We start from the raw sequence: 21,926 nt of genomic DNA, 5'->3' as shown, positions 1-21,926 counted from the left end.
GCCCTGACGCCACAGCCCGGACGACACAGGCGTGGCGCCACAACTCTGACAACACAGGCGTGGCGGCAGCTGCACGCCGGGCCTGTTCTCGCCTTCAGTACGGTGACGCCACGCCGCCGCCCCCTTGACTGGCGCGGCGCACGAGACCCACCCACCAGGACCACAAACGCCACGGGCGGGGCCGAAGCCCCGCCCGTGGCGTTTGTGGGTACTGCGTAGTAGATCGAACGCCTGGCTCAGGCCTGCTGAGCGTCGCTCGGCTGCGGCAACGAGGGCAACGACTTGTCGAGCAGCTCGACGCTCTGGCGATAGTAGAGCTGGCTCTTGTTGTGCTCGCCCAGGTTGGCATAGAGCCGCGCCAGCTCGGCACAGACCACTCCGCTGGGACGTTGACGCTGGCTCGCCTCGAAGTACTCCTGGGCCTTGCCCCAGTAAGCGTTGCGCAGCGCCAGGCGACCCAGGGTCAACAGCAGGTCGGGATCGTTGGGACGCTCCTGCAGCCACTTCTCGGCGGTCACCAGCTGACGCGAAGCGTCCACCCCAAGCAGGCCATAGCGCAGCACCAGACGGCTGTCCCAGTTGGTCTTGAGCGAGTGGCGCAGCAGTTTCTCGGCGATCACCTGTTCGTCGCAGCGCACCAGCGTCTCGACGTAGAGCACCAGCAGGTCGATGTTGGTACGCAGGTACTCGGGCATGTCGGACCACAGGTTGCGCACCCGCTCGATATCCTCGGGATTGCGCGTCTCCTGCAGGATCAGCTCGCGGTAGGCCTGCAGCTCGAGCTGTTCACGCTCTTCCCGGGCGATCAGCTGCTGGTCGGCCAGACGCGGCAGCAGGCGACGCAGGCCATCCCAGTCGCTGACGCTGATATAGGCGGCCTTGAGCTGCTTGAGCACCTGGGGATGGCGCGGCAGATGACGGTCCAGGCGGGTCAGGATCGCCAGTGCTTCCTCGTACTGCTGGCGGTCCAGCATCAGCTGGGCCTGCATCATGCCCACCGCGGGATCGGCGCCGTCGGTGGAGATGTGGGCCCGCTTCAGCAGGGTGTCGGCCTGGTCATAGCGGCCCTGGTAGTGGGCCGCCAGGGCGGCAGACAGGTAGTTGACCAGCGGGGTGCTGGAGTCATCGGCGGCCTTGACCAGGGCCTTCTCGGCGCGCTTCCAGCGGCCTTCGGCCAATGCCACCAGGCCGCGCACGGTGCGCTTCATCGCGGTGCGATTGCGTGCCCGCGAGTTCCACACCTTGAAGCGGCTGACCGGACGGCTCAGGCGGAACAGCACGCGCAGGGCAAAGTGCAGCACCATGAACAGGGCCAGCAGGATCACCAGGCCAAACCAGAACGAAGTCTGGAAGGAGGTGTCGCCCACCCGCACCAGCCAGTAGCCGGGCACCGACATCATCAGCTGACCGAACAGCGCCCCGAGCGCGAGGCCAACGACAATGAGCAGGATCAGCTTTCTCATGCGTTATCTCCCTGGCCGGAAGCGCCCGCTTCGAAGCGCTGCTCGATGAACCGGGCCAGCGCCTGCTGGGAAGCGCTGATATCGGGAAGCTCCGGGCGGATGGACTTGCCCTTGAGCTCGCCCAGACGAGCGATCACCGACTGCACCGACTCGTCGTCGACGTCGTAGTAGCCTTCGAGCAGGGTGATGGCCTTGTCGAGGCTGGCCTCGTACAGGCCGGTCTCTTCCTTGAGCAGGGCCAGCTGGGACTGCTCCAGCACCAGACGCAGGCTCTGGCGCAGGTACGACTCCTGCTCCGGGGTGATCAAGGCTTCCAGCGCCTGGTCGTGGTGGCGTACCGTCACCAGCTCCTTGAGCTCTTCACCGACCCGTGCCAGCTGCTCCTGCCAGGCACCGGAAGGAGCCTCCTCGATGGTGGTATCGGCGGTGAACTGCTCGATGTCCTGGGCCAGCGGCAGGCCGGCGATCTGCTCCTGCTGGGCGTTCAGGGCCAGGTAGAGGCCAGTCCGGTCAACCTTGGGCACCGTCTGCAGGGCGGCAAGCTCCTCGGCGATGGCGCGGCGCACCGGGACCAGTGCCGGATTGTTGGCCTCTTCCAGGCGAGCGTCGGCGGTGCGCAGCAGCGCCGCAGCACCTTCGACATCACGCTCGAGCTGCAGGCGCTGATTGGCCAGACGCAGCAGGTAGGCGGCCTCGGCGTGCAGCCAGTCACGCTCGTCGGCGTTCTGTTCCTTGGACAGCTCGGCCAGTACCCGATCCAGGGTCTGGTTGACGTCGGACTTGTAGGCGTCGAAGTCGCTCTTGATGCCGTCCACCGCCTGGCCCATGGTCTCGCGACGCTCGGCAAGGCCGCTTTCCAGCTGGGACGACAGCTCCTGGACCTCGGCCACGCTGGGGCTGTTCTGCTTGAGCTGGTCGATGCGCGCGGACATCGCCTGCTGCAGCTGCCAGCCCTTCCAGCCGACAAAGGCCACACCGGCGATCAGGATCAGCACCAGCACCAGGGCCACGACGCCGGCCTTGCCGCCACCAGAGCTGCTACCAGAGCCACCGGAAGACGAGGTCGCAGCGCCGGCGGAAGCCCCACCGTTACCACCCTTGCCTGCCGCTGGGCTGGGCTTGTTGTCACTGGGCTTGTTGTCACTGGGCTTGTTGTCACTGGGCTTGTTGTCACTGGGCTTGTTGTCACTAGCTTTGGCGCCACTGGCCTTGGTGTCACTGGACTTGCCATCGCCGGGCTTGCCGGCACTGGCCTTGCCGCTGTTGTCGGGCTTGCTTGCACTGGGCTTGCTGGCACTGTCCCCGGCGGCGCCCTTCGCTGCAACCGGAGCGGCGTCACTCGGCGTGGCCTTGGCGGTGCCTGCGCTCGACGATGTGGCGCCGGCAGGCGATGAGCCGCCCGTCGCCGCAGCGGGTGTGGAGGATGCCGCGCTGGCACTGGACGAAGTGGATCCGGTCGAGCTGCTGCCACTCTTGTCGCGACGCCGCGACCGCCGCTGGGAGCCCCCCTTGCCCGCGCCGCCCTTCGAGGCGTCCGTGCCTGAGGTCGCGCTTCCTGTGCCCTGCTGGCCGGAAGCGGACGGGGTCTGCTGCTCGTCCTGATCGTGCTGTTGGTTGCTCATCTGTCGCTAGCCCTTTTAGAGATCTTCATTCGCCATCCTCTGGGTCGCAGGTCCTTGCCACCGCGGCCGCCAGCGCCGCAGGAGACGCGCCAGACGCCACGACCGGGATGCGAAATCCCAGCGTTTTCGCCAGTGTAGCCAACCGCTGGCTGGATACGACAAGCGGTTGTTGAAAGGCGGCCTCTGAACACCATCTTGCCAGATGTTCAAGGATTTCTCCGCTACTGACCACCAACGCCTGATAGCCCCCTTGTTCGAGCCATGTTCTGGCCCCGGCGTCGGGAGTGATCAGGCGACGTCGATACACCTCGAGACGCGTGACACGCGCGCCCCTCTGCCCCAGGGTGTCGCCCAGCAGCGGGCGGCCACCTTCGCCCGCCACCAGCAACACTCGCTGGTGCTCCAGGCGCTGCAGCGAGGCCAGCGCCAGCAAGGCCTCGCTGGTCTCTTCTCCGGCGGCGGGGGCAGGCACCCTCACCTTTAGCCCCAGCGCCTGGTGCAAGACCATCGCCGTGGCCTGCCCGACGGCGTACAGTTCAAGCCCCTGGGGCAGCTGTGGCCAGTAGCGATCCAGCGCCTCGACCAACCGCTCGGCGGCGGCGGGACTGATGACTACCACCTTATGAAAGTGGTCGATGTCGAGCCAGGCCGAGCGCACATCTGCCGTCTCTGGCACAGTTTCCTGCCGCATCACCTCGAGCCGCTCGGTGCTGAACCCCTTGCTTTCGATGGCCTCGGCCAGCGCCTGGGCGCGTTCGCCGGGCCGGGTGATCAGTACCGGAGTGCCCATCAACGCGGCCCGTAGACCTCGGCCAGGATATCCCCGGCGCCCTGCTCGAGCAGCTGCTCGGCGACGCGGATCCCCAGCGCCTCGGGTTCGTCCACCGAACCACGCCCCTCGGCACGCAGCACGCGGGAACCGTCGGGCGTGCCGACAAGGGCTCTCAACCACAGGGTTCTGCCATCGTCCTGATAGATGGCGTGCCCACCGATGGGCACCTGGCAGCCGCCTTCCAGACGTGTATTCATGGCCCGTTCGGCACGCACTCTGGTCGCCGTCTCGATATCGTCGAGCGGTGCCAGCAGCGACACCAGCTCGGTGTCGTGCATGCGGCATTCGATGCCAAGCGCGCCCTGACCACAGGCCGGCAGGCAGATCTCCGGCGGCAGCTCCTGGGCGATACGTTCACCCAGCCCCAGCCGCTTGAGCCCGGAGGTGGCCAGCAGGATGGCGTCGAATTCGCCAGCGTCGAGCTTGGCCAGGCGAGTCTGGACATTGCCACGCAGGCTGATGACCTCGAGGTCAGGGCGGGCCTCGCGCATCTGCAATCCGCGGCGCAGGCTGGAGGTGCCCAGACGGGCGCCCTCGGGCAGGTCCTCGAAGCGAGCATAGTCATTGGAGACGAAGGCATCGGTGGGCTCGGCGCCTTCCAGGATCACCGAAAGCCCCAGGCTCTCGGGAAACTGCATCGGCACATCCTTCATGGAGTGCACCGCGATATCGGCGCGGCCGTCGAGCATCGCCTCCTCGAGTTCCTTGACGAACAGCCCCTTGCCGCCAACCTTGGCCAAGGGCGTGTCGAGAATCTTGTCACCGCGGGTCGACATCGGTACCAGCTCGACCTCGAGCCCGGGGTGAATCGCCATCAGACGATCGCGAACATGTTCGGCCTGCCATAGGGCCAACTGGCTCTTGCGCGTCGCGATACGCAGCCTGGACATCTGTTGCACGTTGCTCTCCCTGGTCGGGCTTGCGACCAAATCGCCGCGTCCGCCATGTTAAATGAATGGCGTCATCATAAAGCACGGTCTCCGTCAGTAAAATCGACGGCGACGGGACCCGTTGCCGCGCCTGCCAGAAGCGCCCGCTGCCACCCTCGCTTCAGGGGCTGATGCCGCACCTTCCTTGCCGGCCCGCTGCACCCTCGCCTCAAGGGCCGACTCTGGTACACTTTGGGCATACCAACGACAACGGCTGCCGGCTCCGTCAGCGCCCTCGGCGCCGGCCACCGATCACGTCGCCATCGCATCGTCATTCAGGAAGTCCATTCAATGAGCCAGACCACCAACCAGTCCTGGGGCGGCCGCTTCAGCGAACCCACCGACGCCTTCGTCGCTCGTTTCACCGCCTCGGTCGATTTCGACCAGCGCCTGGCCCGCCATGACATCCAGGGCTCCATCGCGCATGCCACCATGCTCGCCCAGGTTGGCGTGCTGAGCGAAGAGGAACGTGACGCCATCCTGACCGGGCTCAAGGAGATCGAGACGGAGATCGCCGAAGGGCGCTTCGAGTGGTCGGTGGCGCTGGAAGACGTGCACATGAACATCGAGGCACGGCTGACCCAGAAGATCGGCATCACCGGCAAGAAGCTGCACACCGGGCGCTCGCGCAACGACCAGGTGGCCACCGATATACGCCTCTACCTGCGCGAGGAGATCGGCCTGGTCGCCAGCGAGCTGGCGCGGCTGCGTGCCGGGCTGATCGAGCTGGCCGAGGGCGAGGCCGACACCATCATGCCGGGCTTCACCCACCTGCAGACCGCTCAACCGGTGACCTTCGGCCACCACCTGCTAGCCTGGCAGGAGATGCTGGCCCGCGACCACGAACGCCTGCTGGACTGCCGCAAGCGGGTCAACGTGCTGCCGCTGGGCGCCGCCGCCCTGGCCGGCACCACCTACCCCATCGATCGTCACCTGACCGCCGAGCTGCTCGGCTTCGAGCGCCCCGCCGAGAACAGCCTCGACGCGGTCAGCGATCGGGACTTCGCGATCGAGTTCACCGCCTTCGCGAGCCTGCTGCTGATGCACCTGTCGCGGATGAGCGAGGAGCTGGTGCTGTGGACCAGCGCCCAGTTCGACTTCATCGACCTGCCCGACCGCTTCTGCACCGGCTCCTCGATCATGCCGCAGAAGAAGAACCCGGACGTGCCCGAGCTGGTGCGCGGCAAGACCGGCCGCGTCTACGGTCACCTGATGGGCCTGCTGACGCTGATGAAGTCGCAGCCGCTGGCCTACAACAAGGACAACCAGGAAGACAAGGAACCGCTGCTCGACACCCTGGATACCGTCAAGGGTTGCCTGCGCGCCTTCGCCGACATGGTGCCGGCCATCGTCTCCAAGGGCGATTCCATGCGTGAGGCCGCTCGCAAGGGCTTCTCCACCGCCACCGACCTTGCCGACTATCTGGTACGCAAGGGCGTGGCCTTCCGTGACGCCCACGAAATCGTCGGTCAGTCCGTGGCCTACGGCATCGAGAGCGGCAAGGATCTGTCGGACATGAGCCTCGACGAACTGCGCCAGTTCTCCGACGTCATCGGCGAGGACGTGTTCGAGGTGCTGACCCTGGAAGGCTCGGTGGCCGCCCGCAACCATATCGGTGGCACCGCACCCGACCAGGTGCGCGCCGCTGCCCAGCGCGCCCGTGAGGCCCTCAAGACCCTTGCGTCCGGCCAGGGAGGCGCCCAATGAACCGCCTCGTCAAGGTGCTGCGACCCGCCCTGTTGCCGGCCCTGCTGCTGGCCCTGATGGCCCTGGCGGGCTGCGGCCAGAAAGGCCCCCTGTACCTGCCCGGTGACGAAGAAGCGGCGGAGCGCTACGGCCCCCGCGAAACCGTCGAGGACGAACAGGGCGAAGAGGGCGAAGAGGACAGCCAGGAAAGCGACCAGAGCGCGACCGAGGACGAGAGCTGAGCATGGATCACTTCAACTACCGAGACGGCGAGCTGTACGCCGAAGAAGTGCCTCTGGCCCGCATCGCCGAGGCGGTGGGCACCCCCTGCTACGTCTATTCACGTGCCACCCTGGAGCGTCACTTCCAGGCCTACCGCGAGGCGCTGGGTAGCCACCCGCATCTGATCTGCTACGCGGTCAAGGCCAACAGCAACCTGGCGGTGCTCAACGTGCTGGCGCGCCAGGGGGCCGGTTTCGACATCGTCTCTCAGGGCGAGCTCGAGCGGGTGCTGGCCGCCGGTGGTGACCCGGCCAAGGTGGTGTTCTCCGGCGTCGCCAAGCGCCCCGACGAGATGGCGCGCGCGCTCGAGGTCGGCATCAAGTGCTTCAACGTGGAGTCGCGCCCAGAGCTTGAAGTGCTCAATGAAGTGGCCGGCCGCCTGGGCAAGGTGGCGCCGGTGTCATTGCGGGTCAATCCCGACGTCGACGCGGGCACCCATCCGTATATCTCCACCGGGCTCAAAGACAACAAGTTCGGTATCCCGGTGGACGAGGCGCTGGAGGTCTACCGCCTGGCCGCCGAACTGCCGCACCTCAAGGTCACCGGGCTCGACTGCCATATCGGCTCGCAGCTCACCGAGATCGCTCCCTTCCTCGACGCCCTGGAGCGTCTGCTGCTGCTGCTCGACCGCCTGCGAGAGGAGAACATCGAGGTCTCGCACCTCGACCTGGGCGGCGGCCTCGGCGTGCCCTACAGGGACGAGACGCCGCCGGCCCCGTTCGACTACGCCTCGAAGCTGCTCGAGCGCCTGTCGCGCTGGGACGGCGGCGAGCGCCTGACGCTGCTGTTCGAGCCGGGCCGCTCGATCGCCGCCAACGCCGGCGTCATGCTGACCCGGCTGACCTACGTGAAGCCCGGCGAAACCAAGAACTTCGCCATCGTCGACGCGGCCATGAACGACCTGATTCGGCCCTCGCTGTACCAGGCCTGGCAGGCGATCATCGAAGTCGACTCTCGCCTGGACCGCGCAAGCGACGTCTACGACGTGGTCGGCCCGGTGTGCGAGACCGGCGACTTCCTCGGCAAGGAGCGTCAACTGGCGGTGGCGCCGGGCGACCTGCTGGCGGTGCGCTCGGCCGGCGCCTACGGCTTCGTGATGGCCTCCAACTACAACAGCCGCCCGCGTCCGGCGGAGGTACTGGTGGACGGCGACAGCTATCAGGTGGTGCGCCGACGCGAGACCCTCGAGGACCTCTGGGCCGGCGAGTCGCTGCCCGGCGAATCGCAACCGGGATCGGCATCGGGATCGACGTCAGGAGCAGCGCGCTGATGCTTCTGCACTTCACCAAGATGCATGGCCTGGGCAACGACTTCATGGTGGTCGATCTGGTCACCCAGCGGGCCCGCATCGAGGCCGAGGAAATCCGCCGTCTGGCCGACCGGCGCTTCGGCATCGGTTTCGATCAGCTACTGGTGGTGGAACCGCCGCGGGACCCGGACATGGACTTTCGCTACCGGATCTACAACGCCGACGGCAGCGAGGTCGAGAATTGCGGCAATGGTGCGCGCTGCTTTGCCCGCTTCGTGCGTGACAAGCGGCTGACCCACAAGCGCCAGATCCGGGTCGAGACCGCCGGCGGCCCGCTGGTGCTGGATGTGCATGACGACGAGCAGGTCAGCGTCGACATGGGTGCCCCGCGCTTCGCCCCGCCGAGCCTGCCCTTCGAGGCCGACGAGGACCGCCTGCGTCACACCCTCGAGGTCGACGGCGAGACCCTCGAGATCGCCGTCGCCTCCATGGGCAACCCCCACGCGGTGATCAAGGTCGACAGCGTCGACCAGGCGCCGGTGGAGCGCCTGGGACCGCTGGTCGAACACCACCCGCGCTTTCCCAAGCGGGTCAACGTGGGCTTCATGCAGGTGGTCTCCAGCCACGAGATTCGCCTGCGGGTGTTCGAGCGCGGCAGCGGCGAGACCCTGGCCTGTGGTACCGGCGCCTGCGCTGCGGTGGCCTGCGGCATTCGCCAGGGCCTGCTCGAAAGCCCGGTGACCGTCCACCTGCCCGGCGGCAGCCTGACGATCCGCTGGGAAGGTGGCGAGCGCCCCTTGATCATGACCGGCCCCGCCGAGCGGGTGTTCGATGGACGAATTCCGCTGCGTTGACCCCAGGCGCACAGGACTCGACGGGACTGGGCTAAGCTGCCAGCAAGGTACCGGTCCCTCGCTTTCCCGGAAACTCGATCCAGCCTAGACATTGAACTCCAACAGGAAGACGCGCATGCCTCAAGCCGCCCCAGAGCCCCGCAAGACGCTCGACCCGGACCGCGTCGCCGAATGGCTGGCACGCCACCCGGACTTCTTCGTCGGTCGCGAAGGCCTGCTGCAGAGCCTCACGATTCCCCACCCGGAGACCCAGGGCGCCACCTCGCTGCTGGAACGGCTGGTCCATGACCTGCGCAAGCGCGCCGAAGGCGCGGAACTGCGGCTCGAGCAACTGCTCGACTCGGCCCGCCACAACGAGGCGCAGTATCGGCGCACCCGCGAGCTGGTGCTGGCACTGCTGGAAGCCCAGGACAACGACGCCCTGGGCCAGGCCCTGGCCACCCAGCTAAGCGAGCGCTTCCAGACGCCAGCGGTGTCGCTGTGGTGCCCCGCCAGCCTGACCGATCGCGACCCCAGACCGCCCCAGGCCCCGCGTCACGTGCTCGACGACCACACCGGCCAGCGCCTGACCGCGCTGCTCGATGGGCGCGCCAGCCGCTGTACCCGTCTTACCCCCACCGACTGGAAGCGCCTGCTGCCCCACGCCAAGGCGCCGACCAAGTCGGGCTCCTGCGCCATCGCCCGCATGACCCTGGGCGAGCCCCAGGGCTTTGTGGTGCTGGCAAGCCCTGATCCCGACCACTTCCGTGCCAGCATGGACACCCTGTTTACCGAGTACCTGGCCGAGGTGCTGGTGCGCCTCAGCGTGCGCCTGTGCGAGCGTGATGATGGCTGAAAAGGCGGCTGAGACGACGGCTGAGACGACGCCCAAGTGGCAGCTTGCCGGCGCGGTAGCGGACTTTCTCGATGAGCTGGGACGCACCGCCAGTGCTGCCACCGTCGACGCCTACCGGCGTGACCTGGCCACCTTCGAGAACTGGTGGCACGCCCAGGCCAATGACACCGACGCCAGGCCGCCGGATGATCAGGCCCTGACGTCCCACACGCTCAGGCGTTTTCTGGCCGCCGAACGCAGCCGAGGCATGGCACCACGCAGCCTGAAGCGCCGCCGCGCCGCCCTGTCGCGACTGTGTGAACACCTGGTGGCGGCTGGCCGACTCGACTACAACCCGGTCGGCCTGAGCCGCGGCCCCCGGGCGCCGAAGGATCTACCGCGGCCGGTGGACGTGGACCTGCTGGCGCGCTTTCTCGACACCCCCCACGATGGCTCGCCGCTGTCGGTACGCGACCAGGCGATGCTGGAGCTGCTCTATTCCAGCGGGCTACGGCTGGCGGAGCTGGCGGCGCTGGATCTCCCCGACCTTCACGGCGGCCGGGTGCGGGTCCTCGGCAAGGGCAACAAGCCGCGCCAGGTGCCGGTGGGCTCGCGTGCGCGCCAGGCCATCGACCAGTGGCTCAGCGTGCGCTCGGTGCTGGCCGCCGACGACGAGACGGCACTGTTCGTCGGCCAGCAGGGCCACCGGCTCGGCCATCGTGCCATCCAGGCACGCCTGGTCACCCAGGCCCGCCGGCGCGGCCTGCCGGAGCACCTGCATCCCCACCGCCTGCGCCACTCCTTCGCCAGCCACCTGCTGGAATCGAGCCAGGACCTGCGCGCCGTCCAGGAGCTGCTGGGCCACGCCAACCTGTCCACCACCCAGGTCTATACCCGGCTGGACTGGCAGCACCTGGCGGAGAGCTACGACAAGGCCCACCCCCGCGCGCGGCGCAGCCGGAGCGACGACAGCCATCCCGGAGACACCCCTTGATCGACCACGCGGCAGCGGACGACTTCAGCCGACTCAAGGCCATCACCTTCGATCTGGACGACACCCTGTGGGACAACAGCGGCGTCATGCAGCGCACCGAGCAGGGCCACGTCGACTGGCTGACCGAACAGCTCGGCGCCTGGCAGCGCGGCCGCGAGGAGCCGTTGACGCCCCCCATCGCGCTTTCGGACTACCTGCGTGAACGCCAGGCCCTGGCCAGGCGCAGCTGGTCGCGGCGCGGCGACTTCAGCTGGCTGCGTGAGCGCACCCTGATCCAGCTGCTGGAGGAAAGCGGCGTGAACCGGGCGGCGGCTCACTGGTGGGCGGCGCTGGCGATGCAGCGTTTTCACTCGCTGCGCATCCTGGTCACGCCCTTCCCCGACACCGACGCCATGCTGGAAAGACTGAAGGGCCGCTATCGTCTCGGCAGCATCACCAACGGCAACGTGGCCTTCCACCGTCTGCCGCTGGCCCGCCACTTCCAGGCGCGTATCGCTGCCGGCGAGATGTTCGCACCCAAGCCCGATCCACGGCCCTTTCTGGCGATGCTGGCACGGCTTCAGGTCAAGGCCTGCGAGACCCTGCACGTGGGCGATTCCTGGGAGGAAGACGTGCTGCCGGCGATTCGCCTGGGCTTGCGGGCGATCTGGATCGCGCCGCCAGAGGCCGAGACGGCTCCCTTGCCACGCGGCGTGACCCGACTGTCTCGGGTCACCGAGCTGCCAGCCCTGCTCGGTGAGCATCAGGATCAATAAAGCGAGAAAAACCCCGGCGACCGCCGGCGCCACGTGGTAAACCGGCAGGTACCTGTACCCTGAGTGCCTGCCGCCATGCCCCGCCCGCTCTATCGCCCCCTCGCTTCATCACCGCCGACCCGGCGTCACCTGCGACGAGCGCTCAAGCTCGGGCTGGCGTTTGCCCTGGTTTCGGGACTGGGGCTTGTTTCTGGGCTGTCTTCGGGGCGTGTTTCAGGACTGGGGCCCGCTCTCTCCCTGCCGCTGGGCATCGCGCCAGCCCTGGCGGCACGCCCTACCTGCGACACCGTACGCCCGCCCGGTACCTGCGGCCTCTACAGCACCGGCATGTCCTACCCCTCGACCTTGTCCGGCACCACGCCGGAAGGCAACACCGCGGGGATAGCCTCCTTCCACACCACCTACGCCTGCCAGACCGGCAGCGACGGCCGCGTCTATATCCTGCTCGATACCCAGGGTTCCTACGACAGCGCCACCGGTGACGCCAAAAGTGCAATACCGGGCTTCTACTTCGACAAGGCCGACACCAGCATGGGCGGCCATCACCACCAGACCCTGGTCGCCTCCCTGCGCACCGCCAACCACGCATCTGGCTGTGTGTCCGGCAGCGTCACGAAGGAGATACCGATCGTACGCCATGGCGACACCGAACCGGGCAACTACGACCAGTTTACCTACTTGCCTCATACCCACGTGGCGACCAGCACCGGCGCCAGCGACAACTATACCGGTACGGTAGTCGGAGTTGGCGGCGCTTACGTCACCGTGATCGAGAGCACCTGCAAGATGTGGACCCCCTACATCACCCTGCCCGATATCGACCTCAGTGAACTGCCAAGCACCGGATCTCGGGGCGGCACCACCACCGCCTACCTGAGCTTCAACGACTGCGATGAGGTCAACATGGCGGATCTGTCAATACGCTCGAGCGGCGCCAGCGTCATCAACGCCCGCCAAGGCATCCTCGGCAACGCCGACACCTCGGGTGACGGCGCCAAGGGCATCGGGCTGGCGCTGGAAATCGACGCTTTTTCAGCCCACGACTTCGACCCCGTGGACCTGTCTGGCTCGCGAGCGGTTGGCCTGATGGGGGAGGCGCCCAAGGTTCCGTTACGCGTCAGCTACTACCGCTATGCCGAGCAGGCATCCGGTGGGCGCGTCAAGGGGCTGCTGGAGGTCACCGCTACGTACAAGTAGCCGGCGGGCTCGTCAGGCTGGCTAGGGCTCGTCAGGCTGGCTAGCCTTCGTGCGCAAGCCAGCCGTCCAGGCGCCGATGGGCCTCGTCGACGCCCTGGCGCTTGAGCGCCGAGAAAAGCTGCACGCTGACCAGGTCCTCCCACTCACGCAGCCGCGAGCGCACCTGCTGCAGGGCATTCTTGGCCGGGCCCTGCTTCAGCTTGTCGGCCTTGGTCAGCAGGATATGCACCGGCAGGTCGCGCTCATCGGCCACATCCAGCAGCGCCAGGTCGAACTCGGTCAATGGGTGACGCACGTCCATCACCAGCACCAGCCCCTTGAGCGAAGCTCGCTTCTGGAGGTATTCGGCCAGGTGGCGCTGCCACTCCAATTTGACCTTTTCGGGCACCTTGGCGTAGCCGTAGCCGGGTAGGTCCACCAGCCGGCGCTCGCTGTCCTCGCCCAGCGAAAAGACGTTGATGAGCTGGGTGCGCCCCGGCGTCTTGGAGGTACGAGCGAGCGCCTTCTGTTGGGTGATGGTGTTGATCGCGCTGGACTTTCCGGCATTGGAACGTCCGGCAAAGGCGACCTCGACACCACTGTCTTCGGGGCATCGGGCCAGCGTCGGCGCACTGGTGAGGAATCGGGCCAAGGAGTAGTTGAAAGCCATGAGATGGAAGAAATCCTGACGGTGATCAAAGGTAGGGTCGAGGGCCCTGGCATTCCCGCCCCCGGGGTGTTTGGTTATAGTAAGCTTTGAGGCGGCTGCGACCCGGGGAATCATCATAACATTGTGCCGCTGTCGCCAGCGACCGGCCTCAGCGCGGGCGCTTCCCCCTGCTGTGAAGGCCACGCCTTCCGCGGGACCGTGAAAACATTAAAAACGGCATAAGTGAACTAGCGATGAGACAGTTACTGGCAAGCCTGGCAATCTCCATCGGCGTCGTCGGCGCCGCCCATGCCGACCTCCAGAGTGACGCAGACGCCGCCGCAGGACGCGACAAGGCCACCGCCTGCGCCGCCTGTCACGGCCAGACCGGCGCCAGTATCGCGCCGACCTTCCCCAACCTGGCCGGCCAGCAGGCCTCCTACCTGGCCAAGCAGATCATCGACATCCGTGACGGCACCCGTCCGGTGCCGCAGATGGCGGGGCAGGTGGACAACTTCAGCGACCAGGACGCCTGGGACGTGGCCGCCTTCTTCGCCGGCCAGGACCCGGTGGTGGGGCAGGCCAAGGATGACGAGGCGTTGCTCGAGCGCGGCGAGGCGCTCTACCGCGCTGGCGAGCTGGCCAAGGGCATCCCGGCCTGCAGCGCCTGCCATGGCCCGACCGGCAGCGGCATCGGCTCGGCGGTCTATCCGGGGCTTTCCGGCCAGCACGCCGGCTATGTGGTCAGCACCCTCCAGGCATTCGCCTCCGGCGCCCGCGCCAACAGCCCCGGCGGCGTGATGGCCGACATCGCCGCCAAGATGAGCGATGCCGACATGGAAGCCGTGGCCAACTACGTCCAGGGCCTGCACTGATCGATTCACCTTTCGATGCGTCCCGCGGGGCGGCCCTTGTGGCCGCCCCGTTGCGTTTACCAGCAAAGATAGACATGCGACGCCTGCCCAATCGGGATATTCGGGAACCCTTCGAACGTTGTAGACTCAAAACAGCGTTCGCTTTGCGGCTCCAGGTTCGTCGCGCCCTCGCGCCGCCATGGCATGCCCGCCTCAATCAAGGAGAAAACATTCTATGCTGAAGTCACTGATGATGGGCCTCGCTGGCCTTAGCCTGTCGACCATGGCGGTCGCCGCCTCGATCACCGAGGGCGAGGACTACACCGTCGCCCCCAATCAGGTCGAGCTGGGCAGCGACGATGGCAAGATCAACGTGACCGAAGTGTTCTGGTATGGCTGCCCGCACTGCTACTCGCTGGAAGATCCGCTCAATGCCTGGGTCGCCGAGCTGCCCGATGACGTCGAGTTCGAACGCATGCCGGCAACCCTGGGCGAGACCTGGGTCAAGCACGCCAAGGCCTTCTATGCCGCCCAGCAGCTCGAGATCCTCGACGAGGTGCACGAGGACTTCTTCGACGCCATCCACCAGGAAGGCGAGCAGCTTACCGAGCCAGCAGACATCGCCGCCTTCTTCAGCGACTACGGTGTCAGCGAAGAGCAGGCGCTCAAGGCGCTGGATGGCTTCGGCGTGAAGTCCCAGATCAATCGCGCCAGCGCCACCATGCGCAACCTCGAACTGATGGGCGTCCCCGCGCTGATCGTCGATGGTCGCTACATCGTCTCGCCGAGCACCGCCGGCAGCCTCGACAACATGCCGCGCATCGCCGAGGCGCTGGTGGAGCAGATCCGCAGCGAACAGGAGTCTGGAGCCCAATGACGTCACTGGCCGAGGAACGCCACCCCACGCTGGACAGAGGCCACCTGAGGCTGGTGACCTTCAACCTGCAGGTGGGTATCCAGACCTCGGCCTACCACCACTACCTCACCCGTAGCTGGCAGCACCTGTTGCCTCACCCGCGTCGGCAACGACGTCTGGACATGATCGCCGAGGTGCTGTCGCACTTCGACATGGTGGGGCTACAGGAGGTGGACGGCGGCAGCTTTCGCTCGAACCAGGTCAATCAGCTCGAGTACCTGGCCATGCAAGGCGGCTTCCCCCACCACTATCAGCAGCTCAACCGCAACCTCGGTCGACTTGCCCAGCACAGCAATGGCCTGCTCTCCCGGCTGGCACCCAGCCGCATCGAGGAGCACCGCCTGCCGGGAACCCTGCCCGGCCGGGGCGCCATCCATGCGCGCTTCGGCCAGGGCCCCGAGGCCCTGCACCTGTTCGTCGCCCACCTGGCCCTGGGCCAGCGCACCCAGAACCTGCAGCTCGACTACCTCAGCGAGCTGATCCAGCCACTCAAGCACGTGGTGGTGATGGGGGACCTGAACTGCACCCCGGATCGCCTGCACGCCCACGACCGCTTCTGCGCCTCGTTGCCGCTGCATCCGGTGCGACCGGCACTGAGCTACCCTTCCTGGCGCCCCAGCCGAGCGCTGGACCATATCCTGCTGTCGTCGTCGCTGGAGGCCGATGAGGCCGAAGTCCTCGACCGACTGTTTTCGGACCACCTGCCGGTGGCCGTCGATATTCGCCTGCCCCAGCCCTGCCTCGCCGCCATCCAGGCCGATCAGCCCGAGCAACCTGCCTGAGCTATCCTGTCGGCGGCGGACGCCACGCCAGCGGACCTCGACTTTTGGTGTCATGACAGTGCTACCTCGACTGCCGTATAGTCAGCGTTGACGTGCACCGAGATTCGCTAATGTCTCCGCGTGCCACACTATCCATGACGCCAGGTCCCCCCGGCAAGCCGACGTCCTGCCCTGGCGACGGCGTGCCCGGGCGCCAGCCTGGACAATGATCGCCCTGACACCACCAGCGAGTTCCTAATGTCTACATCTTCCGGCTTGCCGGGGCCACTGGCGGCCCTGGACGCCTTCTCCGAACGCCTTGGCAGGGGCCTTTCCTGGCTGATCCTGGCGATGATGATCATCCAGTTCCTGATCGTGGTGCTGCGCTATGCCTTCAGCGTCAACAGCATCCCCATGCAGGAATCGGTGATGTACATGCACGCCGCCGTGTTCATGCTGGCGGCGGCCTACACCCTGAAGCACGGCGGGCACGTGCGCGTCGACATCTTCTATCGCGCGATGTCACCCAGGCGCAAGGCGCTGGTCGACCTGCTCGGCACCCTGCTGCTGCTGCTGCCGGTGATGGGCTTCGTGATCGCCACCAGCCTCGGCTACGTCGGCAAGTCCTGGGCCATCTTCGAGGGCTCGCCCGACGCCGGCGGCATCCCCGGGGTGTTCCTGCTGAAGACGCTGATACCGGCCTTCGCCGTGCTGATGATTGTCCAGGGCCTCGTCGAGATCTACCGCAATATCCTGATTTTAAAGGGACGTCTCGACCCCAACGCCCTTCCCCATGACGCCGACGAGGAGCACCTGTAAATGCTGGAGTTCATGCCCCTGGTGCTGTTCGGTGTCATCTGTACGGTATTGATGTTCGGTTTTCCGGTCGCGCTGTCGCTGGCCGGTACCGCCCTGGCCTTTGCCGGGCTCGGCTACGGCCTGGAGTCCCTTGGCATCGATGCCAACTTCGACGGCAGCTACCTCAACGCCTTCCCCAATCGCCTCTACGGCATCATGACCAACACCACCCTGCTGGCGGTGCCCTTGTTCGTGCTGATGGGCGTGCTGCTCGAGAAGTCCAAGGTCGCCGAAACCCTGCTCGACGCCATGGCCCTGCTGTTCGGCTCGCTGCGCGGCGGACTCGGCATCTCGGTGACCCTCGTCGGCATGATGCTGGCCGCTTCCACCGGCATCGTCGGCGCCACCGTGGTCACCATGGGCCTGATGTCGCTGCCGACCATGCTCAAGCGCGGCTACAGCCAGTCGCTGGCCACCGGCACCATCTGCGCCACCGGCACCCTGGGTCAGATCATCCCGCCGTCCATCGCTCTGGTGCTGCTTGGTGACGTGCTGTCCAGCGCCTACCAGCAGGCCCAGCTGTCCATGGGCATCTTCAGCCCCAAGACGGTGTCGGTGGGTGATCTGTTCATGGGGGCGCTGGTCCCGGGCCTGATCCTGGTGCTGGTGTATATCGTCTACGTCAGCCTGGTGGCGCTGTTCAAGCCCAGCGCCGCTCCTGCCGCCGATCGCCAGGAACTGATGGCCGAGCTGGGCCACACCTCGGGCATCGGCCTGTTGCTGCTCAAGGGCCTGGTGCCGCCCATCGTGCTGATCGTCGCGGTGCTCGGCTCGATCCTGGCCGGACTGGCCACCCCCACCGAAGCCTCCGCGGTGGGTGCCTTCGGCGCCCTGGTGCTGGCTCTGGCCTATCGTCGCCTCGATCTGGCCACGCTCAAGGACGTGCTGCGCTCCACCACCCACGTCACCACCATGGTGTTCCTGATCCTGATCGGCGCGGCGTTGTTTTCACTGGTGTTCCGCGCCTACGGCGGTGAAGAGCTGGTCACCCATCTGTTCGAGAACATGCCTGGCGGGGTAGTCGGCGCCACCATCATCGTGATGCTGGTGATCTTCCTGCTCGGCTTTATTCTCGACTTCATCGAGATCACCTTCGTGGTGGTGCCGATCGTCGGTCCGATTCTGCTGGCCATGGGCCTGGATCCGATCTGGCTGGGCATCATGATCGCGATCAACCTGCAGACGTCCTTCCTGACGCCTCCCTTCGGCTTCGCCCTGTTCTACCTGCGCGGGGTGGCCCCGGAGTCGGTACCGACGTCCGCGATCTACCGAGGCGTCATTCCGTTCATCGTGCTTCAGCTCGGCATGCTGCTGGCCCTGTCATTCTTCCCAGAACTCGCCACCTGGCTGCCGGAGCAGTTCTGACCCGGCGCGTTGGCGATGCGTGGACGGCAGCCCACGCCGGGGGGTGCCCCCGGCGTCTATAGTTGCCCGACGAGCCATCGCCCGCTTCACGGCGTCTCGGGCCATCCCGCGAGACGCCAACTACCCGCCGGCCCTACCCTGGCCGGCAGGTCCCGACAACGCCAATACCATACAAAGGGGACTTACATGCAACGCAGCTCAATCGCCAAGGCCATTACCCTCGCCGGTGCCTCCGGTCTACTGCTGGTCGGAGCCCAGGCCCAGGCCCAGGACACCTTCGAGTGGAAGCTGGTCACCTCCTGGCCGAAGAACTTCCCCGGTGTCGGCCAGGGTCCCGAGCGTCTGGCCAAGCTGGTCGAGGAAATGTCCGACGGCCGCCTGACGATCGAGGTGTTCGGTGCCGGCCAGCTGGTACCGGGCTTCGAGGTCTTCGACGCCGTCGCCGAAGGCACCGCCCAGATGGGCCACTCTGCCTCCTACTACTGGAAGGGCAAGGCGCCCGCCGCCCAGTTCTTCGCCGCCGTGCCCTTCGGCATGAACGCCCAGGAAATGAACGCCTGGCTGCACTATGGTGGCGGCCTGGAGCTGTGGAACGAGCTCTACGATGACTTCGGCGTCGAGGTCATGACCGCCGGCGCCTCCGGCGTACAGATGGGCGGCTGGTACAACCAGGAAATCAATTCGGTCGACGACCTGGACGGCCTCAAGATGCGCATGCCGGGCCTCGGTGGTGAGGTCATGAACCGCATGGGCGTGGCCATCGTCAATATGCCCGGCGGCGAGATCTTCACCTCGCTGCAGTCCGGCGCCATCGATGCCACCGAGTGGATCGGACCGTACAACGACCTGGCCTTCGGCCTGCACCAGGCCGCCGAGTACTACTACTACCCGGGCTGGCATGAGCCGACGGTGATGTTCGAGGCCATCGTCAACGATGAGGCCCTGGCCGAGCTGCCCGCCGACCTTCAGGCGATCCTGCGCACCGCGGTACGCGACGTGAACCAGGACGTGCTGGACGAGTACACCGCGCGCAACAACGATGCCCTGGCCACCCTGATCAACGAACACGACGTCCAGCTGCGCAAGCTGCCCGACGACGTGCTCGCCCAGGCTCAGGAGATCTCCGCCGAGGTGGTGCAGGAACTGGCCGACTCCAGCGATATCGCCGGTCGCATCTACGAGTCGTACCGCGACTTCCAGGACAAGGTGGTTAACTACCACGCCATCTCCGAGCAGGCCTACTACAACGCCCGCAACCCGGACGGCGGCACCGACTTCGGCCAGGAGTAACCCATCCAGAAGGTGTCGAGCATTGCCGACACAAGCACCCAGGGGCCGCCTCGCGCGGCCCCTGTCCGTTTTCGGGGCACGGACGGACATCGTGTCGACTCTCGAGCCTTGCTCGAAGCGCTCGCTCTCGAGCAGTGATCAGCCGCAGCTGAAATAGCGTTCGGCAAACCACAGCAGCACCGCGTAGCGCCCGCCCTTGCTGACGACGATCCACAGCGTGGCACGCCACCACGGCAGCCGGGCGATTCCCGCGAGTACCGTCAGCGGATCCCCCACCACCGGCAGCCAGGCCAGCAGCAGACTCGCTTCTCCGCCCTTGCGATACCAGCGCTGGGCTCGTGCCAGTCCCGCCCGGGAGGCGGGAAACCAGCGCCGATCCACATACTGGGTGGCGTAGCGGCCCAGGGCGACATTGACCAGACTGCCCAGGGTATTGCCCAGGGTGGCAACCAGCCACAGCGCCAGCGGCGCTTCGCCCCGGCACCACAGCCCGGCCAGCCATAGCTCGGACCCTCCGGGCAGCAGGGTGGCGCTGGCAAACGCCATGACAAACAGACTCAGCATGATGCGCTCGACATTGGCTCTCTCAGCGCCGCCTCTTGTATTCTGTGTCTTCTGCTGACTTTCGGGTGTCTTTCATGTCCCACGCCGTATCCATCCCTCACACGCTGACCATCGCCGGCTCCGACCCTTCTGGCGGCGCCGGCCTCCAGGGCGACCTCAAGACGCTGTCGGCCCTGGGCACCTATGCCACCAACGTCATCACCGCGGTGATCGCGCAGAATACCTGTGGGGTACGCGAGGTGCACCCGGTGGCTGCAGAGAGCATCCGGGTGCAGCTCGATCACCTGCTCGACGACGTGCGCATCGACGCGGTGAAGATCGGCATGGTCGCCAGCCGCGAGGTCGCCGAGACCCTGCGTGAAGCGCTCGAGGCCAGGCGTCCCCGCTGGATCGTGCTCGATCCGGTGATGGTGGCCAAGAGCGGCGACATCCTGGTGGATGAAGCCGGGATCAGTGCGGTACGCGATGTGCTGGTGCCGCTGGCCGACGTGATCACCCCCAACCTGCCCGAGGCGGCGGTACTGCTGGGGGTCGAGCCGCCCACCAGCGCCGATGCCATGGAGGCGATGCTGCCCGCGCTCAAGCAACTGTCCGCCCCCTATGTGCTGCTCAAGGGTGGCCATCTCGATGGTGACAGCTGCCCCGACCTGCTGGCCTCGCCCGGTGGCGATCGCTGGCTGCCGGCACCGCGCATCGATACCCAGAACCTGCATGGTACCGGTTGTGCCCTGTCCTCGGCGATCGCCGCCAAGCTGGCCCATCTGCCACAGGACGCCGACGAGGCGCAGGTCATCGACGCCATCGGCGACGCCAAGCGCTGGCTGCACCAGGCGCTCGACGCCAGCCGGCGGCTGTCGGTGGGCCAGGGGCGCGGCCCGGTGCATCACTTCCACGCCTGGTGGTAGCGGCAGGAGCCGTGGCGGGCGATGGCGGGTCGTGGAAGCCACGATGCGCCCGGTCTGATCTGATCCGAGCGCAGGACGGGCGCTATCGTGCACTGACAGGGACTGACGACGCCGTCGCTTGCGCGAATCGGCACGTCCGCCCATGCTGAAGGTTCACCCACTGGCGTCGTGAGGGCAGAGCCATGACTCGCACCCTGCTGTTTGCCTGTGACCTGTCGGCAGAAAACCGTTCCGCCTTCGGCCGCGCCATCCGCCTGGCCAACGAGATGGGCGCCCGTCTCGATGTACTGCACGTGCTGGATCCCTACCTGCCCCACCGGGTGCTGCGCGACCTGGAAGGTGCGGTAGTAGATGACATCCACGCCATCGCCACCGACCTGCGCGAAGACTACGCACTGGCCGAACCGCCGCTGCTGGTGCAGACGGTGACCGGCGCCCCCTACGCCGAGATCATCCGTGAGGCCCACGATCGCAACGCCGAGATGATCATCCTCGGCACCCATCGCAAGCGCGGACACCCTGACCTGATCGGCGGCACCACCCTGGCCCGGGTGCTGTTGAGCGCCCCCTGTCCGGTGCTGACCGTCAGCCAGCCCCCCGCAGAGCCGTGGAACGACATTCTGGTCCCGGTGGACTTCTCCCTGACCTGCCGTCGCACCCTGCGCGAGACCCTGCGACACTTTCCGGAATCCCGCCTCGAGTTGCTCCACGCCTGGGACGTGCCAGGCGAGCGCGAACTCGGCTCCGATACCGACTTTGCTCAGTGGCGCGATCGTGAGGTCATCCGACTTAGACAGCAGCTCGAACAGGAGATCGACCACCTGATGGCGGAATTCGATCGGGTGCCGGAACTGGAACTGGTGCTGGAACAGGGCGACCCCCTGGACGTGCTGATCGCCCATCTGCGCCGTCAGCCTCCCGATCTGCTGGCGCTGGGCAACCGCAGTCAGGCGGGCCGACGCAGTCAGATTACCAAGCGTCTGCTGGCCGAGCCCCGTTGCGACATCATGCTGTGCCGCGCCTGGTAGTCACGGGAAGAACGCTCTACAAAAACTGTACATAAGTCATATCTCGCGCCATGATGTGTACAACATCATGTCACGGGAGT

22 protein-coding genes are annotated in these 21,926 nt (G+C 66.6%); 16 read left to right on the top strand and 6 right to left on the bottom strand.

Annotated features, from left to right (window positions below; translation table 11 throughout):
* Nucleotides 1-236: 236 nt before the first annotated feature.
* Genes NFG57_RS00705 through hemC form a run of 4 tightly spaced genes read right to left on the bottom strand, consistent with a single transcriptional unit; the run spans nt 237 to nt 4,816 of the window.
* Complete coding sequence (locus tag NFG57_RS00705) at nt 237-1,463, bottom strand: heme biosynthesis HemY N-terminal domain-containing protein (protein ID WP_045993949.1); 1,227 nt, start codon at nt 1,461-1,463, stop codon at nt 237-239.
* The gene (locus NFG57_RS00700) at nt 1,460-3,085 is read right to left on the bottom strand and encodes a uroporphyrinogen-III C-methyltransferase (protein WP_348815143.1); all 1,626 of its coding nucleotides are present in this window, start codon (nt 3,083-3,085) and stop codon (nt 1,460-1,462) included. The genes NFG57_RS00705 and NFG57_RS00700 overlap by 4 nt, the downstream gene beginning before the upstream one ends.
* 25 nt (nt 3,086-3,110) lie before the next feature.
* A complete protein-coding gene (locus NFG57_RS00695; RefSeq protein WP_045993947.1) occupies nt 3,111-3,875 on the bottom strand; it encodes a uroporphyrinogen-III synthase in 765 nt (254 codons plus the stop codon).
* The gene (gene hemC / locus NFG57_RS00690; protein WP_108131862.1) at nt 3,875-4,816 is read right to left on the bottom strand and encodes a hydroxymethylbilane synthase; all 942 of its coding nucleotides are present in this window, start codon (nt 4,814-4,816) and stop codon (nt 3,875-3,877) included. The genes NFG57_RS00695 and hemC overlap by 1 nt, the downstream gene beginning before the upstream one ends.
* A gap of 321 nt (nt 4,817-5,137) precedes the next feature.
* On the opposite strand from hemC, the gene argH reads away from it, so the two are divergent.
* The 8 genes from argH to NFG57_RS00650 all read left to right on the top strand — a co-directional run bounded on the left by argH (nt 5,138) and on the right by NFG57_RS00650 (nt 12,677).
* Nucleotides 5,138-6,553, top strand: coding sequence for an argininosuccinate lyase (gene argH, locus NFG57_RS00685; RefSeq protein ID WP_348815142.1), 1,416 nt, complete (start codon nt 5,138-5,140; stop codon nt 6,551-6,553).
* Nucleotides 6,550-6,774 carry a lipoprotein gene (locus NFG57_RS00680; RefSeq protein ID WP_181248648.1) on the top strand — a complete coding sequence of 75 codons (225 nt, stop codon included), beginning with the start codon at nt 6,550-6,552 and terminating at the stop codon, nt 6,772-6,774. Before argH ends, NFG57_RS00680 begins: the two co-directional genes overlap by 4 nt.
* A gap of 2 nt (nt 6,775-6,776) precedes the next feature.
* Nucleotides 6,777-8,084 carry a diaminopimelate decarboxylase gene (gene lysA, locus NFG57_RS00675; protein WP_108131864.1) on the top strand — a complete coding sequence of 436 codons (1,308 nt, stop codon included), beginning with the start codon at nt 6,777-6,779 and terminating at the stop codon, nt 8,082-8,084.
* Complete coding sequence (gene dapF / locus NFG57_RS00670; RefSeq protein WP_045993942.1) at nt 8,084-8,917, top strand: diaminopimelate epimerase; 834 nt, start codon at nt 8,084-8,086, stop codon at nt 8,915-8,917. Before lysA ends, dapF begins: the two co-directional genes overlap by 1 nt.
* Before the next feature lie 115 nt (nt 8,918-9,032).
* On the top strand, nt 9,033-9,752 hold the full coding sequence (locus NFG57_RS00665) for a DUF484 family protein (RefSeq protein ID WP_045993941.1): 720 nt from the start codon (nt 9,033-9,035) through the stop codon (nt 9,750-9,752).
* Complete coding sequence (locus tag NFG57_RS00660; RefSeq protein ID WP_231498544.1) at nt 9,742-10,725, top strand: tyrosine recombinase XerC; 984 nt, start codon at nt 9,742-9,744, stop codon at nt 10,723-10,725. The genes NFG57_RS00665 and NFG57_RS00660 overlap by 11 nt, the downstream gene beginning before the upstream one ends.
* On the top strand, nt 10,722-11,480 hold the full coding sequence (locus NFG57_RS00655) for an HAD family hydrolase (RefSeq protein ID WP_231498545.1): 759 nt from the start codon (nt 10,722-10,724) through the stop codon (nt 11,478-11,480). The genes NFG57_RS00660 and NFG57_RS00655 overlap by 4 nt, the downstream gene beginning before the upstream one ends.
* Before the next feature lie 75 nt (nt 11,481-11,555).
* Entirely contained in the window at nt 11,556-12,677 is a 1,122-nt protein-coding gene (locus tag NFG57_RS00650; protein WP_348815141.1) for a hypothetical protein, read from the top strand.
* Nucleotides 12,678-12,717: 40 nt separating this feature from the next.
* On the opposite strand, the gene yihA is transcribed toward NFG57_RS00650, so the two are convergent.
* On the bottom strand, nt 12,718-13,326 hold the full coding sequence (gene yihA / locus NFG57_RS00645) for a ribosome biogenesis GTP-binding protein YihA/YsxC (protein ID WP_348815140.1): 609 nt from the start codon (nt 13,324-13,326) through the stop codon (nt 12,718-12,720).
* Nucleotides 13,327-13,559: 233 nt separating this feature from the next.
* Between yihA and NFG57_RS00640 the strand changes: the two genes are divergently transcribed.
* From NFG57_RS00640 to NFG57_RS00615, 6 genes are all read left to right on the top strand, one after another.
* Nucleotides 13,560-14,180: a c-type cytochrome gene (locus tag NFG57_RS00640; RefSeq protein WP_348815139.1), complete on the top strand. Its 621-nt coding sequence runs from the start codon at nt 13,560-13,562 to the stop codon at nt 14,178-14,180.
* A 214-nt stretch (nt 14,181-14,394) separates the two neighbouring features.
* Nucleotides 14,395-15,036: a thiol:disulfide interchange protein DsbA/DsbL gene (locus tag NFG57_RS00635; RefSeq protein WP_045993936.1), complete on the top strand. Its 642-nt coding sequence runs from the start codon at nt 14,395-14,397 to the stop codon at nt 15,034-15,036.
* Nucleotides 15,033-15,857: an endonuclease/exonuclease/phosphatase family protein gene (locus tag NFG57_RS00630; RefSeq protein ID WP_045993935.1), complete on the top strand. Its 825-nt coding sequence runs from the start codon at nt 15,033-15,035 to the stop codon at nt 15,855-15,857. The genes NFG57_RS00635 and NFG57_RS00630 overlap by 4 nt, the downstream gene beginning before the upstream one ends.
* Nucleotides 15,858-16,094: 237 nt before the next feature.
* Complete coding sequence (locus tag NFG57_RS00625) at nt 16,095-16,655, top strand: TRAP transporter small permease subunit (RefSeq protein WP_124805047.1); 561 nt, start codon at nt 16,095-16,097, stop codon at nt 16,653-16,655.
* Complete coding sequence (locus NFG57_RS00620; RefSeq protein WP_108131869.1) at nt 16,656-18,059, top strand: TRAP transporter large permease subunit; 1,404 nt, start codon at nt 16,656-16,658, stop codon at nt 18,057-18,059. It begins immediately after the preceding gene.
* Nucleotides 18,060-18,245: 186 nt separating this feature from the next.
* The gene (locus tag NFG57_RS00615) at nt 18,246-19,349 is read left to right on the top strand and encodes a TRAP transporter substrate-binding protein (protein WP_045993932.1); all 1,104 of its coding nucleotides are present in this window, start codon (nt 18,246-18,248) and stop codon (nt 19,347-19,349) included.
* A 138-nt stretch (nt 19,350-19,487) separates the two neighbouring features.
* On the opposite strand, the gene NFG57_RS00610 is transcribed toward NFG57_RS00615, so the two are convergent.
* Nucleotides 19,488-19,913, bottom strand: a complete 426-nt coding sequence (locus tag NFG57_RS00610) for a YqaA family protein (protein ID WP_045993931.1) — start codon at nt 19,911-19,913, stop codon at nt 19,488-19,490.
* A gap of 74 nt (nt 19,914-19,987) precedes the next feature.
* On the opposite strand from NFG57_RS00610, the gene thiD reads away from it, so the two are divergent.
* Complete coding sequence (gene thiD, locus NFG57_RS00605) at nt 19,988-20,818, top strand: bifunctional hydroxymethylpyrimidine kinase/phosphomethylpyrimidine kinase (protein WP_124805046.1); 831 nt, start codon at nt 19,988-19,990, stop codon at nt 20,816-20,818.
* A gap of 182 nt (nt 20,819-21,000) precedes the next feature.
* Entirely contained in the window at nt 21,001-21,846 is an 846-nt protein-coding gene (locus NFG57_RS00600; protein ID WP_045993929.1) for a universal stress protein, read from the top strand.
* The last annotated feature ends 80 nt before the right edge of the window (nt 21,847-21,926 follow it).

The organism is Halomonas sp. H10-59 (assembly GCF_040070555.1).
Classification (GTDB): Bacteria; Pseudomonadota; Gammaproteobacteria; order Pseudomonadales; family Halomonadaceae; genus Halomonas; species Halomonas litopenaei.
This window is presented reverse-complemented; position numbering and strand designations above follow the sequence as displayed.

What these genes read in the sequence shown, in the direction of transcription:
- NFG57_RS00610 (WP_045993931.1), bottom strand. Translation starts at nt 19,913, where the DNA reads ATGCTGAGTCTGTTTGTCATGGCGTTTGCCAGCGCCACCCTGCTGCCC.
- lysA (WP_108131864.1), top strand. Translation starts at nt 6,777, where the DNA reads ATGGATCACTTCAACTACCGAGACGGCGAGCTGTACGCCGAAGAAGTG.
- NFG57_RS00630 (WP_045993935.1), top strand. Translation starts at nt 15,033, where the DNA reads ATGACGTCACTGGCCGAGGAACGCCACCCCACGCTGGACAGAGGCCAC.
- yihA (WP_348815140.1), bottom strand. Translation starts at nt 13,326, where the DNA reads ATGGCTTTCAACTACTCCTTGGCCCGATTCCTCACCAGTGCGCCGACG.
- NFG57_RS00635 (WP_045993936.1), top strand. Translation starts at nt 14,395, where the DNA reads ATGCTGAAGTCACTGATGATGGGCCTCGCTGGCCTTAGCCTGTCGACC.
- argH (WP_348815142.1), top strand. Translation starts at nt 5,138, where the DNA reads ATGAGCCAGACCACCAACCAGTCCTGGGGCGGCCGCTTCAGCGAACCC.
- NFG57_RS00695 (WP_045993947.1), bottom strand. Translation starts at nt 3,875, where the DNA reads ATGGGCACTCCGGTACTGATCACCCGGCCCGGCGAACGCGCCCAGGCG.
- NFG57_RS00665 (WP_045993941.1), top strand. Translation starts at nt 9,033, where the DNA reads ATGCCTCAAGCCGCCCCAGAGCCCCGCAAGACGCTCGACCCGGACCGC.
- NFG57_RS00615 (WP_045993932.1), top strand. Translation starts at nt 18,246, where the DNA reads ATGCAACGCAGCTCAATCGCCAAGGCCATTACCCTCGCCGGTGCCTCC.
- NFG57_RS00640 (WP_348815139.1), top strand. Translation starts at nt 13,560, where the DNA reads ATGAGACAGTTACTGGCAAGCCTGGCAATCTCCATCGGCGTCGTCGGC.
- NFG57_RS00620 (WP_108131869.1), top strand. Translation starts at nt 16,656, where the DNA reads ATGCTGGAGTTCATGCCCCTGGTGCTGTTCGGTGTCATCTGTACGGTA.
- dapF (WP_045993942.1), top strand. Translation starts at nt 8,084, where the DNA reads ATGCTTCTGCACTTCACCAAGATGCATGGCCTGGGCAACGACTTCATG.
- NFG57_RS00705 (WP_045993949.1), bottom strand. Translation starts at nt 1,463, where the DNA reads ATGAGAAAGCTGATCCTGCTCATTGTCGTTGGCCTCGCGCTCGGGGCG.
- NFG57_RS00660 (WP_231498544.1), top strand. Translation starts at nt 9,742, where the DNA reads ATGATGGCTGAAAAGGCGGCTGAGACGACGGCTGAGACGACGCCCAAG.
- NFG57_RS00625 (WP_124805047.1), top strand. Translation starts at nt 16,095, where the DNA reads ATGTCTACATCTTCCGGCTTGCCGGGGCCACTGGCGGCCCTGGACGCC.
- NFG57_RS00700 (WP_348815143.1), bottom strand. Translation starts at nt 3,085, where the DNA reads ATGAGCAACCAACAGCACGATCAGGACGAGCAGCAGACCCCGTCCGCT.
- NFG57_RS00600 (WP_045993929.1), top strand. Translation starts at nt 21,001, where the DNA reads ATGACTCGCACCCTGCTGTTTGCCTGTGACCTGTCGGCAGAAAACCGT.
- NFG57_RS00680 (WP_181248648.1), top strand. Translation starts at nt 6,550, where the DNA reads ATGAACCGCCTCGTCAAGGTGCTGCGACCCGCCCTGTTGCCGGCCCTG.
- NFG57_RS00650 (WP_348815141.1), top strand. Translation starts at nt 11,556, where the DNA reads ATGCCCCGCCCGCTCTATCGCCCCCTCGCTTCATCACCGCCGACCCGG.
- thiD (WP_124805046.1), top strand. Translation starts at nt 19,988, where the DNA reads ATGTCCCACGCCGTATCCATCCCTCACACGCTGACCATCGCCGGCTCC.